General features: G+C 63.6%; 14 protein-coding genes. 5 read left to right on the forward strand and 9 right to left on the reverse strand.

Going from position 1 to position 15,208, the window contains the following annotated elements; all coding sequences use genetic code 11:
* Positions 1-15 precede the first annotated feature (15 nt).
* The 8 genes from nirB to EN859_RS12660 form a co-directional block, all read right to left on the reverse strand.
* Positions 16-2,466, reverse strand: coding sequence for a nitrite reductase large subunit NirB (gene nirB / locus EN859_RS12625; RefSeq protein WP_127854426.1), 2,451 nt, complete (start codon positions 2,464-2,466; stop codon positions 16-18).
* Between the two features lie 7 nt (positions 2,467-2,473).
* Complete coding sequence (locus tag EN859_RS12630) at positions 2,474-3,271, reverse strand: ABC transporter ATP-binding protein (RefSeq protein WP_127854427.1); 798 nt, start codon at positions 3,269-3,271, stop codon at positions 2,474-2,476.
* An 11-nt stretch (positions 3,272-3,282) separates the two neighbouring features.
* Positions 3,283-4,179, reverse strand: coding sequence for a nitrate ABC transporter permease (gene ntrB / locus EN859_RS12635; protein WP_127854428.1), 897 nt, complete (start codon positions 4,177-4,179; stop codon positions 3,283-3,285).
* Positions 4,180-4,278: 99 nt separating this feature from the next.
* The gene (locus EN859_RS12640; protein WP_127854429.1) at positions 4,279-5,595 is read right to left on the reverse strand and encodes a CmpA/NrtA family ABC transporter substrate-binding protein; all 1,317 of its coding nucleotides are present in this window, start codon (positions 5,593-5,595) and stop codon (positions 4,279-4,281) included.
* 382 nt (positions 5,596-5,977) lie between these two features.
* A complete protein-coding gene (locus tag EN859_RS12645; protein ID WP_127854430.1) occupies positions 5,978-7,204 on the reverse strand; it encodes a CmpA/NrtA family ABC transporter substrate-binding protein in 1,227 nt (408 codons plus the stop codon).
* The gene (locus tag EN859_RS12650; RefSeq protein WP_057144767.1) at positions 7,201-7,803 is read right to left on the reverse strand and encodes an ANTAR domain-containing response regulator; all 603 of its coding nucleotides are present in this window, start codon (positions 7,801-7,803) and stop codon (positions 7,201-7,203) included. Before EN859_RS12650 ends, EN859_RS12645 begins: the two co-directional genes overlap by 4 nt.
* A gap of 121 nt (positions 7,804-7,924) precedes the next feature.
* Entirely contained in the window at positions 7,925-8,422 is a 498-nt protein-coding gene (locus tag EN859_RS12655; RefSeq protein ID WP_127854431.1) for a GAF domain-containing protein, read from the reverse strand.
* Between the two features lie 79 nt (positions 8,423-8,501).
* Positions 8,502-9,494 carry a LysR family transcriptional regulator gene (locus EN859_RS12660; RefSeq protein WP_189501906.1) on the reverse strand — a complete coding sequence of 331 codons (993 nt, stop codon included), beginning with the start codon at positions 9,492-9,494 and terminating at the stop codon, positions 8,502-8,504.
* 172 nt (positions 9,495-9,666) lie between these two features.
* Between EN859_RS12660 and EN859_RS12665 the strand changes: the two genes are divergently transcribed.
* From EN859_RS12665 to EN859_RS12680, 4 genes are all read left to right on the forward strand, one after another.
* A complete protein-coding gene (locus EN859_RS12665) occupies positions 9,667-11,847 on the forward strand; it encodes a molybdopterin cofactor-binding domain-containing protein (protein ID WP_189501908.1) in 2,181 nt (726 codons plus the stop codon).
* A gap of 13 nt (positions 11,848-11,860) precedes the next feature.
* Positions 11,861-12,310, forward strand: coding sequence for a (2Fe-2S)-binding protein (locus EN859_RS12670; protein WP_127854434.1), 450 nt, complete (start codon positions 11,861-11,863; stop codon positions 12,308-12,310).
* Positions 12,310-12,711, forward strand: a complete 402-nt coding sequence (locus EN859_RS12675) for a hypothetical protein (protein WP_127854435.1) — start codon at positions 12,310-12,312, stop codon at positions 12,709-12,711. The genes EN859_RS12670 and EN859_RS12675 overlap by 1 nt, the downstream gene beginning before the upstream one ends.
* Before the next feature lie 181 nt (positions 12,712-12,892).
* Positions 12,893-13,978 (forward strand): MBL fold metallo-hydrolase, encoded by a 1,086-nt coding sequence (locus EN859_RS12680; protein ID WP_127854436.1) that lies wholly within the window; start codon positions 12,893-12,895, stop codon positions 13,976-13,978.
* A gap of 11 nt (positions 13,979-13,989) precedes the next feature.
* Here the strand turns inward: EN859_RS12680 and EN859_RS38095 are convergent, their stop codons facing one another.
* The gene (locus EN859_RS38095) at positions 13,990-14,127 is read right to left on the reverse strand and encodes a hypothetical protein (RefSeq protein ID WP_189501911.1); all 138 of its coding nucleotides are present in this window, start codon (positions 14,125-14,127) and stop codon (positions 13,990-13,992) included.
* On the opposite strand from EN859_RS38095, the gene EN859_RS12685 reads away from it, so the two are divergent.
* Entirely contained in the window at positions 14,126-15,097 is a 972-nt protein-coding gene (locus EN859_RS12685) for a GlxA family transcriptional regulator (RefSeq protein ID WP_127854437.1), read from the forward strand. The genes EN859_RS38095 and EN859_RS12685 overlap by 2 nt on opposite strands.
* Positions 15,098-15,208: the final 111 nt, after the last annotated feature.

Consider the following 15,208-nt stretch of genomic DNA (forward strand, 5'->3'; position numbering starts at 1 on the left):
GCGAAAACACCTCCATCACTCCGCCGCCTGTGCAAATCCGACCGACGCCATCGGCCGGAATTCGTGCTTGTCCTTGCCGGACACGCGCTCCGACCACGGGTCGACCTGGGCGAATTTCTGCGAAAACACGAAGCGGTCGAAATAGGCCTTGCGCTTCTCGCCATCGTCCATGATCTGCCGCTTGATCTCGGCGATGCCGACGCGCTTGGCCCATTTATAGATGCGCTCGAGATAGCGCGCCTGCTCGCGATACATCTGCGTCAGCGCCACGATGTGCTCCAGCGCCTCATCCTCGGTTTTGACCAGGCCGAGCACCTCGGTGCCCTTGATGTCGAGGCCGGCGGCGCCGGCAAAGTGGATCTCGTAGCCGCTATCGACGCAGATCACACCGACATCCTTGCAGGTCGCCTCGGCGCAGTTCCTCGGACAGCCCGACACCGCCATCTTGACCTTGGCCGGGGTCCACGACCCCCACATGAACTTTTCGATGCGGATACCCAGGCCCGTCGAATCCTGCGTGCCGAAGCGGCACCAGTCGGAACCGACGCAGGTCTTCACGGTGCGTAAGCCTTTGGCATAGGCATGGCCGGAGACGAAGCCGGCTTGGCCGAGATCGGCCCATACCGCCGGCAGGTCTTCCTTGCGGATGCCAAGCATGTCGATGCGCTGGCCGCCGGTGACCTTGACCATCGGGATCTCGAACTTGTCGACGACATCGGCGATGGCGCGCAGTTCCGCGGCATTGGTGACGCCGCCCCACATGCGCGGCACCACCGAATAGGTGCCATCCTTCTGGATGTTGGCGTGGACACGCTCGTTGATGAAGCGCGACTGGTAGTCGTCGGCGTATTCGTCCGGCCAGTCGCAGACCAGATAGTAGTTGAGTGCCGGCCGGCATTTGGCGCAGCCGCAGGAGGTCTTCCATTCCAGCTCCTGCATGACGGCCGGAATGGTCTTCAGGCGCTTGGCCTTGATAAGCCGGCGGACCTCGTCATGGCCGAGCGTCGTGCAGCCACACATCGGCTGCACCGCCGCCGGGTTGTATTTGACGCCGATGGTCAGCACCATCAGCTTCTCGACCAGCCCGGTGCAGGAGCCGCAGGAGGCCGAGGCCTTGGTGTGGGCGCGCACATCGTCCAGCGACGTCAGACCCTTGGCCGTGATCGCACCAGTGATCTTTCCCTTGCAAACGCCGTTGCAGCCGCAGATTTCCGCATCATCCGGCAAGGCTGCAACGGCCGCCATAGGGTCCAGCGGGGCACCCCCCTGGTAGGACTGGCCGAAAATGAGCGTATCGCGCATCTCGGATATGTCGGTCTGCTTCTTCTTGAGGTCGTTGAACCAGGCGCCGTCCGCCGTCTCGCCGTAGAGCACGGTGCCGATGATGCGGTCGTCCTTGAGCACCAGGCGCTTGTAGACGCCGGCAGCCGCGTCGCGCAGCACGATCTCCTGGCGGTCCTCGCCCTCAGCGAAGTCGCCGAGCGAGAACAGGTCGATGCCGGTAACCTTGAGCTTCGTCGGCGTGTCCATATGGACGAAGGCCGCCGCCTCGTTGCCGTCCAGTTGGCTGGCGGCGACACGCGCCATTTCGTAAAGCGGAGCGACCAGCCCGTAGACCTGGCCGTTGACCTCGGCGCACTCGCCGAGCGCGTAGATGTCCGGATCGTTGCTGCGCATGCCGGCGTCGACGACGATGCCGCGATTAACGGCGATGCCGGCTTCTCTCGCCAGCGCCGCATTCGGCCTGATGCCGACAGCCATGACGACCAGCGTCGCCGGAATGACGGTCCCGTCGGCGAGTTCCACCCGTTCGACCTTGCCATTGCCTGTAATCGCCTGGGTGTTGGCCCTGGTGATGACCTTGATGCCGCGCTGCTCGACGGCGCGCTGCAGGAGATAGCCGGCGGCGGGATCGAGCTGGCGCTCCATCAGCGTCGGCATGACATGCAGCACGGTGACGTCCATCCCTTGCGAATTCAATCCTGCAGCGGCCTCCAGCCCGAGCAGGCCGCCGCCGATGACCACTGCCTTGGCCCGCGACTGGGCGGCAAGCAGCATGGCCTGGACGTCGTCGAGGTCGCGATAGGTGAGCACGCCGGGCAGATCATGGCCCGGCACCGGGATGATGAACGGCACCGAGCCGGTGGCGATGACCAGCTTGTCGTAAGGCTCGGTGACGCCATGATCGGAGGTGACGGTCTTCACAGCCCGGTCGATGGCGACGATCTTGTGGCCCTTGTAGAGAGTAATGCCGTTGGCGATGTACCAGCCGTCGCCGTGGATGATGATTTCCTCATAGGCCTTTTCGCCTGACAGCACCGGCGACAGCATGATGCGGTCGTAATTGACCCGCGGCTCGGCGTTGAAGATGGTGACCTGATAGCGGCCCGGCGCCTGCTCCAGCAGGTACTCCAGCATCCGCCCGGGGGCCATGCCGTTGCCGATTATGACGAGTTTTTCGGTCATGCTGCTGTTACTCCGCGGCTTCGACGAAGCGGTGGCGTTCGTAGAGGAACTTCAGCACCGCCTCGCGGCAACGCAGGAAGGTCCGATCGGAGGCGAGCTCTATGCGCCGGCGCGGCCGGTCCAGCGGCACGGCAAGCACCTCGCCGATGGTCGCCGCCGGGCCGTTGGTCATCATGACGATGCGGTCGGACAACAGCACCGCCTCGTCGACGTCGTGGGTGATCATGATCGTCGTCGAGCCGAGCCTGGAATGGATGTCCATCACCGCGTCCTGCAGATGGGCGCGCGTCAGCGCGTCGAGCGCGCCGAACGGCTCGTCGAGCAGCAGGATCTTCGGCTCCATGGCCAGCGCCCGGGCGATGCCGACGCGCTGCTTCATGCCGCCCGATATCTCGGCCGGACGCTTGTCCCTGGCATGCGCCATCTGCACGAGGTCGAGATTGCGCATGATCCAGTCATGCCGCTCGGCTTTGCTTTTCGTACGGCCGAAGACCTTCGACACCGCCAGCTTGATGTTTTCATAGACAGTCAGCCACGGCAGCAGGCTGTGGTTCTGGAACACCACGGCGCGTTCCGGACCGGGGCTGTCGACCTCCTTGTCTTCGAGCAACACGGCGCCGGCGGAGACCTTGGTCAACCCGGCGATCAGATTGAGCAAGGTCGACTTGCCGCAACCGGAATGGCCGATGATGGAGACGAATTCGCCCTTGTCGATGGTCAGCCGGATGTCCTTCAGCACCTCGCTGACCTGGCCGCCGCGGGCGAAGGATTTGTCGATATGGTCGAGTTTCAGATAGGCCATCATCGCCCCTCTCCTCACTTTGCCGTTGTGCCGCGGGTGACGAACGCGCCGACCGCCGCGACCAGGCGGTCGAGGCAAAAACCGGTGACGCCGATATAAGCGAGCGCGACGATGATGTCGGGCAGCCGCGACGAGTTCCATGCGTCCCAGATGAAGAAGCCGATGCCGACGCCGCCGGTCAGCATTTCGGCGGCGACGATGGCGAGCCAGGACAGGCCGATGCCGATCCTGAGACCGGTAAAGATGTAGGGCGCAGCAGCCGGCACCATGATCTTCACGAAGAACTCGAACTGATTGAGCCTGAGGATGCGGGCGACGTTGCGGTAGTCCTCGGGGATGTTGCGAACGCCGACGGCGGTGTTGATGATCACCGGCCAGATCGAGGTGATGAAGATGACGAAGATCGCCGACGGGCTGGAATCGCGGAACGCGGCGAGCGACAGCGGCAGCCAGGCCAGCGGCGGCACCGTGCGCAGGATCTGGAACACCGGGTCCAGCCCGCGCATCGCCCATACCGACTGGCCGACCAGCGCGCCGAGCGCGACGCCGACGACTGCCGCCAGACCGAAGCCGATGGCGACGCGCTGCAACGAGATCAGCACTCGCCAGGCCAGCCCGATATCCTGCGGACCATTGTCGAAGAACGGGTGCGCGATCAGGTCGTAAGCCTCATTCCACACCTGACCCGGTGGCGGCAGGCTGGCATTGGGCGACGAGCAGGCGATCTGCCAGACGACCAGCATGATGGCGATGACGACAACCGGCGGCACCAGCGCGCTGGCCAGCTTGCTGGCGATGGAGGCTGGGTCGAAGCGGCGCCGCGTCCTGGCGGTGAAGGCGACGATTTCGGCCGGCTTGGCAGGCGCGGGGAACGCCTTCACCTTGCTGTCCTTGATGGCTTGGATGGACATTATCGCAAAAAGCTCCTTGGGCGGTCTTTCGGGCGACAACGGCGCGAATGCGCCGTTGCGCTTCGGCGACAAGCGGCGCCGGGACGCCGCTTGCGCCGGTCAGGCCGATGCCTTGATCTTAAGGCTGTCGAGATAGGCGGACGGATTGGCCGGATCGAAGGTCTTGCCGTCGAAGAAGGTCTCAACGCCGCGCGACGGGGATGTCGGAATGTCGGCCGCGGCGACGCCGAGGTCCTTCGCCGCCTCGCGCCACAGATCCTCGCGGTTGACCTGATCGACCAGCGCCTTGATGTCGGTGGTCGCGGCGAATTTGCCCCAACGGATGTTTTCGGCCAGGAACCACGCGTCGTGGCTCTTGAACGGATAGGACACGCCGTCCTTCCAGAACTTCATGTAGAGGTCGGTGCCGGTCGCGACGCGGCCGTTGCCGTAGTTGATGTCGCCCTTGAGGCGGCCGATGATGTCGGCGACAGGCACGTTCATCCACTGCCGCTTGCCGATGATGGCGGCCATTTCGTCCTTGTTCTCCTTGGCGTCGCACCATTGCTGGGCTTCCATGACGGCCATCAGGATCGCCTTGGTGGCGTTCGGGTATTTCTCGATGAAGGCGGCGCGCAGGCCAAGTGCCTTTTCCGGATGACCCTTCCACAACTCGCCGGTCGTGGCAGCGGTGAAGCCGACGCCCTGGTGGACGAGCTGCTCGTTCCACGGCTCGCCGACGCAGAACACGTCCATGTTGCCGACCTTCATGTTGGCCACCATCTGCGGCGGCGGCACGACGATGGTCGAGACGTCCTTGTCGGGATCGATGCCGCCGGCGGCCAGCCAGTAGCGCAGCCAGAGGTCGTGCGTGCCGCCCGGGAAGGTCATGGCGGCCTTAACCTCGTTGCCCGCGGCCTTCTTGGCGGCGAAGGCCTCCTTCAGCTTGGAGGCATCGAGGCCGACACCGGTGGCGGCATATTCCTGAGCGACGGAAATGCCCTGGCAGTCGTAGTTCAGCCGCGCCACGATCGCCATCGGCAGCGGCTGGTTGTTCTGCGTCACCTTGCCGGTATGCATGAGGTAAGGCATCGGCGTCAGTATATGAGCGCCGTCGATGCCGTTGGCTTCGCCGCCGAGCACCAGATTGTCACGCGTCGCGCCCCAGGAGGCCTGCTTGAGCACCTCGACATCGGGCATCCCGAATTTCTCGAACAGGCCCTTCTCCTTGGCGATCATCAGCGGCGCCGCATCGGTCAGCGCGATGAAGCCGAGCTTGGCGCCGGTCACTTCGGGAGCGGCCGCCGCGGCATGGGCGCCGGACGGCAGCAGCGCGCGGGCTGCTGCGAGCGTTGCGGCAGCGGCTGCGCTCGCCATCAGGAAATTACGGCGGGTGATGCCTTCGGGGGAGGCTTGCGTCTTGATGCGTTTCGTCATCGTCATCTCCGGTTGGGCGCGGCTTGGGATCTGCGCCATCGACTGCGTGTTTCAACCAAAACAAAAAAGCCGCCGGCCAGGTCTTCGCGTCCGGGTGAGCGGGATCGCGTGGTGACCTGAGCGGCAGCTTTGCCTGTGGCGCCCGCCATTGGACGCCTGTTCCGTGACCCAAGAAGGGCCTGGTTATTTCAAAGCAGGAACCGTGCCAGTTTCGGAAGGCAGAGAAATCACCAATGAAATCAATGGTGCGTTCCAATCGTTGGCTTATCCGGCCGCGGGCCGGTGAGGTCAAAGATTGGTCAGCCGCCTATGCAATGCGCATAATTTTTGTGCAACGCACAAGAATGACGCAAGAATGATCAGGCCCGTGATCCGGGACTGATCACCCCGCCTTCTGGCCCGCAATATAGGCGTCGATCTTGTCTGGGTCGAAGATCTGGCCGTCGAAGAAACCATCGGGGCCGAGCATCAGGCCGGCGCCCGTCGCGCCGACCGCAGTCGCCTTGGCGAGCGCGCCCTCGACCTTCGAATTGGCGCCGGGAAGCGCCACGCCAAGCGGCTTCAGCGCCGAGCGGTAGAGGTCAGGGCGGTAGCAGTCGCGGGCGATGGCCAGATTCTCAGGCGAGTGCGCCACATGCCCCCAGCGCACCATCTGTGTGTAGAACCACAGCGCATGGCTCTTCCACGGAAAGTTCGCCGCCTTGTCGAAGGTCAGGAAGAAGTCGTCGACGGCAAGTTCCGCTCCGCCACCGAGCTTGAGATGCCCGGTCAGGATCGGCATCTGGATTTTGGACGGCAGCTCAAGGAACCCGGCCTGCGCCATCACAGCGGCCAGTTCGCCGTGGTTTGCCGGATCCTGACACCAGCGGGCCGAATGATGCAGGGCGCGCAGCAGCGCCGACAATGCGTCCGGATTCTCTTCTGCCCAGGCTTTGCGCACGCCGATCACCTTCTCCGGGCTGTTCCTCCACAGCCGTGCCTTGACGGTGACGATGCGGCCGGTGCCGGCAGCGACCGCGGTGCTGTTCCACGGTTCGCCGACACAAAAGCCGTCGATGCGGCCCGCGGCCAGCGCATCGGCCATGAACGGCGGCGGCACGATGACGATCTCGATCTGGCGCGACGGATCGATGCCGCAGGCGGCGAGCCAGTAGCGCAGTTCGTAATTGTGCCCGGAATGCGGATGCACGACGGCGAAGCGCAACGGCTCGCGGCCGGCGGCCGCCCGCTCGCCGATGAGTGCGCCGAGTGCCGCGCCGGCGCGCGCCGGATCGAGATCGGGCTCAGCACCGTGCGCCGTCATGCCGGCCCAGATGGCGTTGGAGACGGTGATGCAATTGCCGCCGAGCCCGAGCGAGAACGGCACGATCGTCTCCGAGGCGAGCGGCGTCAGCCCGAGATTGCAGGCGAGCGGCATCGGCCCGAGCATATGCGCGAGGTGGAAATGGCCGATGGCGATACGGTCGCGGATGTTGGCCCAGGAGGTCTCACGGTGCAGCGTCAGTTCGACGCCTTCGCGGGCGGCGAACCCCATCTCGCCGGCCGCGACCAGCACGGCGCTGTCGAACAGCGGCATGAAGCCGGCGGTGATCTGGTGCCCCATGCTCATTCGTCCTCCGCCGGTCCCAGCAGCCCGGCGGCGGTCACCAGGCTCTGGGCAATATCGCTGATCTTGCGGTTCTGGTTCATCGCCGTCTTGCGCAACAGCGTGTAGGCCGCCTCTTCGCTCAGGCCACGCGACTTCATCAAGATGCCCTTGGCGCGGTCGATGACCTTGCGGCTCTCGAGCTCGCTGCGGGCTTCCTCAAGCTCACGCGCCATGCGCGAAAAGGCGTTGAAGCGGCTGACCGCCATATCGAGGATCGGCTTGACGCGCTCCTGCCGCAAGCCGTCGACGACATAGGCCGAAACGCCGGCATCGACCGCCGCCTCGATCGAGGCCTGGTCGGAGCGGTCGACGAACATGGCGATCGGCCGCTTCACCGCGCGCGAAAGCTGGAACATGTTTTCGAGCATGTCGCGGTTCGGGTTTTCGAGATCGATGACGATGACGTCGGGCTCGATCTCGGCGATCCGCCGCGCAATGCCGGCAACGTCATGGATGACGGTGACCCGCTCATGGCCTGCCTCGCGCAGCCCCGCCTCGATGATTGCGGCGCGGATGCGGTTTTCGTCGATCACCAGAACGGCGAGTGAGGTTCGGACCATGCCTGCATTTTGTCCAAGCGGAGAAATTGTGCAATGCGGCAGGGCCGCATCCCCGGCGCCAACCTTGCCGTGGCGAGGCGTATAGTGGCGGACGCTGGAAATGGATAGCCGTCGTCGTGGCCTATTCGTCCCACGAACTCGCCGCGACATAGATCGCGGCAAGCTGCTCGACGCCGGCCTGGTCCTCCTTGTCGAACCGGCCGGGCAGCGGACTGTCGAGGTCGAGGACACCGAAGACGCCGTCATTGTCCCTGAGCGGCACGACCAGCTCCGAGCGCGAATCGGCGTCGCAGGCGATGTGGCCGGGAAAATCGTGCACGTCCTTGACCAGCATCGACATGCCCAAATCGACCGCGGTTCCGCACACACCTTTTCCGACCGCGATGCGCACGCAGGCCGGCTTGCCTTGGAAGGGCCCGAGCACCAGCTCGTCGTCGGACTGCAGGAAATAGAAGCCGGCCCAGTTGAGATCGGGCATCATCTCAAAGATCAGCGCGGCAGTGTTGGCGGCGTTGGCGATCGAGTCCCTCTCATCGTCCAGCAGCGCCTTCAACTGGATGGCCAACTCGCGATGGAATGCCGCTTTGTCGGTATTGCCGATGGCCTTTGTCGCAAACATCGTGTCGTTTTCTCCGAAATGGACAGTCACCTATTCCCGGGGAGGGCATGTCAAGCAACTGATTTTTCGCCGGCGCCTGTCATTGATCGGCTTTATCACCGTCAGCGCCATTCGCTTCGCCTTGCCTGATTGTGCTGCCGGTCTGCGGCGAGCCAGCGCACTCGATTATCTTTGCCGACAACCAATCCAGGCCAATGTCTGATGCCGATCTTACATGCCGCACGAGGCTGAACGTGAACGGATCGACGGCAAGCGGCGGTTCAAGCACCGCAAGCCCGAATTGATTGGCGTATTTGGCGGCGAGTCTGGCCGGAACTGTTGACGAGAGATCGCTATTCGCGACAACGCCCATGGCGGTCATGAACATTGGAACGCTCGCGACGACCCGCCGCCGGAGCCGGCGCTTTTTCAAAGCCTGATCGACCATGCCATGAAAGCCGCCTCTGAATGAGACAAGCACGTGATCGAATGCCAGGTAGTGGTCGAGCGATATCGGGCCGTGCGCAACGGGATGGTCTTTCCTGACCACGACGACAAAGTCCTCCTCGAAGATCGGCATCGCCTGGAACTCATCCGGCAAATCCCAGACGCGCCCGATCGCCATCTCCATTTCGTTCGTGCGCAGGGCGTTCAGGCTTTCGGCTCCGACAGCGAATTGAAACGCGACCCGGCATCTAGGTGCTTCGGCACGCAGCATCCCTATCAGCGGAGGGGCAATCACGGCGCCGACCAGGTCGTTGCCCCCGAGCCTGAAGGTGCGCGATGATGTTTCAGGTTCGAAATGCGTGGGAACGTCGAGCGCCTCGTGGGCAAGCCGAAGAATGATTTCAATCTGCGGAAGAAGCTGTGAGGCGCGAGGGGTCGGCTCCAGCCCGTTCGGGCGCCTGATGAACAGGGGATCGTCGAACAGCTCCCGCAGCCGCGCGAGCGCATGGCTGACGGCGGACTGGCTGACGCCCAGCGTTGCCGCGACACGCGTGGTTTTCTGCAGTCGTACAAGATCGCGGAAGATTGCCAGCATGGTGAAGTCTAGCCGGCGCAGCTTCAGCTGATCGGTATTGGCTTTGCGCATCAACTGCATCTCCTCCTCGCCACGCGATCACTGTTTCAGCGATCAACGATATCAAATTCATTCATATCGCATATCTGGAGATTTCAGTTGATCGAATAATGGCGCATCCTATGATCGACGGCTAGAGGCTGGTCGTGGCATGGCCTGTGGAGCTTGGAGGGAATTGCTGAACATGATGCACACCCCACTGGCGACAAAGCCCGGATCACTGGATCGAAGGCAGTTCCTGGGCATGGCCGGCGCGCTGGTCTTGTCGGCGAACTTGACCATGAAAGCGCAGGCCGTATCCCCGGACAAATTTCTGAATGCCTGGCTGCGCATCGATCCGGACGATCAAGTGACGATAGTGCTGTCCCAGTCGGAAATGGGACAGGGCATCCAAACCACCCTTCCCCTGGCGCTCGCGGACGAGCTCGGCGCCGATTGGTCGCGGGTCAGGCTGGAATGGTCCGATTTCGATCCCGCATACCGGCATCCGCAATATCAGTGGATGTTCACCGGCAACAGCGAATCGATCTCGACCTTCTTCCCGATCATGCGGACCGTCGGCGCGGCCGCGCGCGAGATGCTCGTGGAGGCAGCCGCGGCGCGTCTGAGTGTTGCGGCCGCCAGCCTTCGCGTCGACAAGGGCCGCATCCATCACGATCCGACAGGCCGGATGCTGACCTTTGGCTCGGTTGCCGCGGACGCGGCGAGGCTCGAGGTCCCGAAAGAACCCCAGATCAAGCCGGCAAGCAGCTCAGACCTGATCGGCAAGCCGCAGCCGCGCGTCGACATACCCTCGAAGGTCGATGGATCAGCCATCTTCGGCATCGATGTGAAGGTACCTGGCATGGCGGTGGCCACCATCCGCCGGGCCCCTTCACAAGGAGGATCGCTCGCGGCATTCGATGCAACGGCGATCAAGGCCGAACGTGGCGTGCTTGCGGTCGTCGAGATTCCATCCGGCCTCGCCGTCGTTGCCAATGACTACTGGACGGCGAAGCAGGCTCTCGATCGGGCCAAGCTTTCATTCACGCCGGGTCCGCTCGCCGGATATTCAACCGATGGCCAGAAGGCCGAATATGTCGCGCTGCTGAAATCCGCCCCGTTCGACACAATGGTCAAGGCGGGTGATGCCGCTGCCGCTCTTGCGGCTGCGAACGACGTGCTGGAGGCCACTTTCGAAATTCCCGCCCAGGCGCATGCGACAATGGAGCCGATGAACTGCACGGCCCATGTGACGCAGGACCGGTGCGAGCTATGGATTCCGACACAGGGCGTCGAGATCACCCATGCCGTCGCCAGGCAGGTGACGGGCCTCGCGGACGACCAGATCATTATTCACAGGACGTTGCTTGGTGGCGGCTTCGGCCGGCGGCTGCTCGCGGATTTCGCCAAGATCGCTATCATCGTCGCAAAGGCCGCTGGCCGCCCTGTCAAGGTCATCTGGAGCCGGGAAGAAGATTTTCGCTACGACGCCTACCGCCCGCCAATGCTTCATGCGGTGAAGGCGTTTCTCGGCAATGACGGCCTGCCGGTGGCGATGACGCATCGTGTCGTCTCGCCTTCCCACATGCTCTACATATTCCCGCGCGGCGCCATCAAGGCAGAGGGCGACTGGGCGCGGCCGATAATGCCGCCGGCAGCCTATGATGGCATGGCGGTCGAAGGTCTGACAAAGACGCCTTACGCCATTCAAAACTACGCGGTCGAGCAGCATCGCGTCGACACGCCGCTTGCCGTTTCCGTTTGGCGCACAACCGGCCACGGGCCGAACAACTTTGTCCTGGAAAGTATTGTCGACGAATTGACGCACCGCGCCAAGGACGACCCGCTTTCCTATCGGCTGAAGCTTGCCGCTTCCGACCATCGTGCGGTCGCGGTGCTGAAAGCTGTCGGCACCTTGTGCGGCTGGTCGAATGCTCTGCCGGCTGGACGGTTCCGCGGCCTGGCGCTCGCCAAGGCGTTCGGCGGCTATATCGCGCAAGTCGTCGAAATCTCCGTCAAGGACAAGGACATCAAGTGTCACCATGTCTGGAGCGCCGTCGATATCAGCCAGACACTCGACCCGGGCATTGCCACGTCCAACATCGAAGGCGGCGTGGTCTGGGGCCTTTCCGGACTGCGCACGGAGGTCACCTTCGCGGACGGTGAGATCGAGCAGACGAACTTCGATCAATTCGATCCGCTGCACCTGTCCGAAACCCCTGTCATCACGACACAATTCGTGGAGAGCGGCGGCAAGCCGACCGGTGTCGGCGAGATTGGTCCGGTGCCGACGCAGGCCGCTTTCTGCAATGCCGTGTTCGCCGCGACTGGCGAGCGCATCCGGACCCTGCCGATTTCGCGCAGCGGCTATCAGTTGGTCTGACGGGAGCCATACAATGACGAGATTTTCTGTCAATGGGAGCGCGGTCACGGTCGACGCCGATCCGGACATGCCGCTGCTATGGGCGTTGCGCGACCACCTCGGGCTGACCGGCACCAAATTCGGCTGCGGCATCGCTGCCTGCGGCGCCTGTACAGTGCACGTCGACGGCCAGTCGGTACGCTCCTGTTCCTTTTCGCTCGCCGACGCGGAAGACAAGCAGGTCACGACGATTGAGGGGCTTTCGGACGACCGCTCGCATCCCTTGCAGCAGGCCTGGATTGCGGAACAGGTTCCACAATGCGGCTATTGTCAATCCGGCATGATCATGGCCGCCGCCGCGCTGCTTAAAGACAAGCCGCATCCAACCGATGACGACATCGATGCGGCAATCACCAATCTGTGCCGCTGCGGCACCTATGCCCGCATCCGCGCCGCGGTGCATCGCGCCGTGCGCGGTGCGTGATGATTGGCCGTCCGCTTCAGGTGAGAGCACTCGCCGGCGCGACGCTCGGCGTGATAGCAGCCCTGGCCTTCGTGCCGCCACTGTGGTCGCAAACCAAGGGCGACAGTACGTCCTCGGCCGACGCCTTCGACACGATTGCCCGCGTCATGGCCAGCCCTCGCTGTCAGAATTGCCACACCCTGACGGACTTTCCGCGCCAGGGCGACGACCGGCATCGACACATGTTCCATGTGAAGCGTGGACCCGCGGATGATGGTGCGGCCGGCCTGCCCTGTTCCACCTGTCACGGACGATCGAACAACGCAGCCAGCGGCGTCCCCGGCGCCAACGACGAGTGCAGCTCGCGCCCCTCACCATGGGTTGGGACGGCCTTTCCCAACATGAGCTTTGCGAACACCTGAAGGATCCACAACACAACGGAAACCGCAATGGCGGTCAGGTCATCGATCATCTCAGATCGGCCCTCGTCAGATGGGCCTGGTCGCCAGGCGTCGACCGGACCGGGAAGACACGAACGACCCCGCCCGTCCCCTATGAGGAATTCACGAAGGATGCCGAAAGCTGGATGAGGAGCGGAGCCGCATGTCCGAAATAGTCGAAGCTCAGGACTTGTCGGATCGCGGCGCACCGAGCAAAGGCGGCGCTGATCGAGGCCGCCGCCACTTCCTGCAATGTGTGGCCGCAGCGACGGTCGCGCAGGCCGGGTTTTGCGGCTGCGGACTTCATCCGGCGCTCGCGGCCGGCGGCACCATCGCGGCGTCCGGCACGGGCCCTCTGGTCGATCCCGGCAAGGGCTACCTCGTCCAGCAGATTGGCGACGGGCTCTATTGGGTTACGGACGGTGCGTACAGCACAATGTTCATGGTCTCGTCGGCCGGGGTGGTTGCCTGCGATGCGCCACCCACGCTTGGGGAGAACTACTTCAAGGCCATCGCTGAAGTCACAGACAAGCCGGTGACGCATCTGGTCTACAGTCACGAACATGTCGACCATATTGCCGGCGCGCATCTGTTCGCAAAGGACGTCACGATCGTCGCCCACGCCCGGACGGCCGAACTGCTTGCTTCGCGGAAAGACCCGCGACGTCCGGCCCCAACCGTAACCTTCGACACGACCTACACGCTCGAACAGGGAAATCAGCGCCTCGAACTAGCGTATAAGGGCATCAACCATTCGATCGACAACATCTTCATCTTCGCGCCTCGCCAAGGGACCCTCATGTTTATCGACGTCGTCTATCCTGGCTGGATGCCCTATAAGAATCTCGGCGTTGCCATCGACATTCCGGGCTTTGTCGGGGCGCATCGCAAGGTTCTTGCCTACGATTTCGAGACGCTTGTCGCCGGCCACGTCAGCCGCCCCGGCAACCGCCAGGATGTCGAGACGCAGGCCGAACTGGTAAAGGACCTCGTCAACGCGGCGGAACAGGCCTATGCGAGCCTATCTTTCCCCGCCTTCCTAAGGCAGCATCCGCCGAGGCTCGCCGGTACAACGGCCTGGGACCTCCATCAGGATTATGAGCAGACCCTGGTCTCCCAGATGCATGATGGGCTTCTGCCGAAATGGCGCGACAGGCTCGCCGGGACCGAAACCTACCTGCGCGACAACTGTTGGGCGATGCTCGAAACTTTCGTCGTCCAGGGAAAGCCTGATATCTCGGGGCTGTAGCGCATTACCGCTCATGGGCTCGATATCCGCGCATCGACGTCTTTGCCTTCGCTATGAACCTTGCTGATCAGCACCGAGAGCCAGTTGACCTGACACGGTGTGTGGGAGAATTGTGCTTCGCGCAAATTGCCGACGAGCACCGCTGCCATGAACCCGCATGATCCATCGAAACCCAGCGAAGCCCCCCTCACCTTTGCCGTGCTGGTCTTTCCCGGCTTTCCGATGATGGCGTTCAGCTCGGTGATTGAGCCGCTGCGTGCGGCCAACGTGCTGGCGAAGAGAGGATGCTACCGCTGGGTGATCGTCGGCGCTGGCAAGGGTCCGGTCGAGGCCTCGAATGGCGTCGTCATTCAGCCCGGCTTTTCGGTGGACGAGGCGCCGAAGGTCGATCGCATCGTCGTCTGCTCGGGCGGCAATGCCGACCAAATCGTGGCCGGCGACGCGGTGAGCTGGATCCGCAAGAGCCTGCGCAACGGCGCCCATATCGGCGCGGTCGCGGATGCCGCCTTCTTCCTGGCGCGAGCCGGCCTGCTCGACGGCCATGCCTGTACCCTGCACTGGACAAGCCAGGCGGCGTTCACCGAGGCTTTCCCGGACATCGAGCTCAGGCGCGATCTCTACGTCATCGACCGCAAGCGTTTCACCTCGGCCGGCGGCGTCGGCAGCCTCGACATGATGCTGGAGATAATCACCAACGACTATGGCGCCGAGCTGGCGGCCGGCGTCGCTGAGTGGTTCGTGCACAGCCCGCTGCGCTCGAGCGTCGACCGCAAGCTGATGCCGCTCAGGCTGCGCACCGGCGTGCAGAACGAGCTGGTGCTGTCGGCCATCGCCATCATGGAGGATGCGGTGGAGGAGCGGCTCGGCATGACCGAACTGGCGGAAAAACTCGGCGTCTCCTCCGACAAGCTCGAACGCAATTTTCGCTCCGAGCTCAGCATCTCGCCCAACGGCTACTACCGGCGCCTGCGGCTGAAGCGCGCCGCCGACCTCTTGGCGCATTCGACGCTGATGGTGCGCGACGTGGCGCTGGCCTGCGGCTTCGCCTCGATGTCGAGCTTTGCCCGCGCCTTCCGCGAGGAGCACGGCCACGCGCCGAAGCTGATGAGGCGGCATTAGCTTCGCGGCGTGGTTGCGATGCAAAACCTTCGATGCCGGCGCGAAGGATCGCTGCAGAACCGCTTTCCAGCGGTATCCGGCACGACATTTGCGGGATTCGGAACAGACTTC

This window comes from Mesorhizobium sp. M00.F.Ca.ET.216.01.1.1, from assembly GCF_004010325.2.
GTDB lineage: Bacteria > Pseudomonadota > Alphaproteobacteria > Rhizobiales > Rhizobiaceae > Mesorhizobium.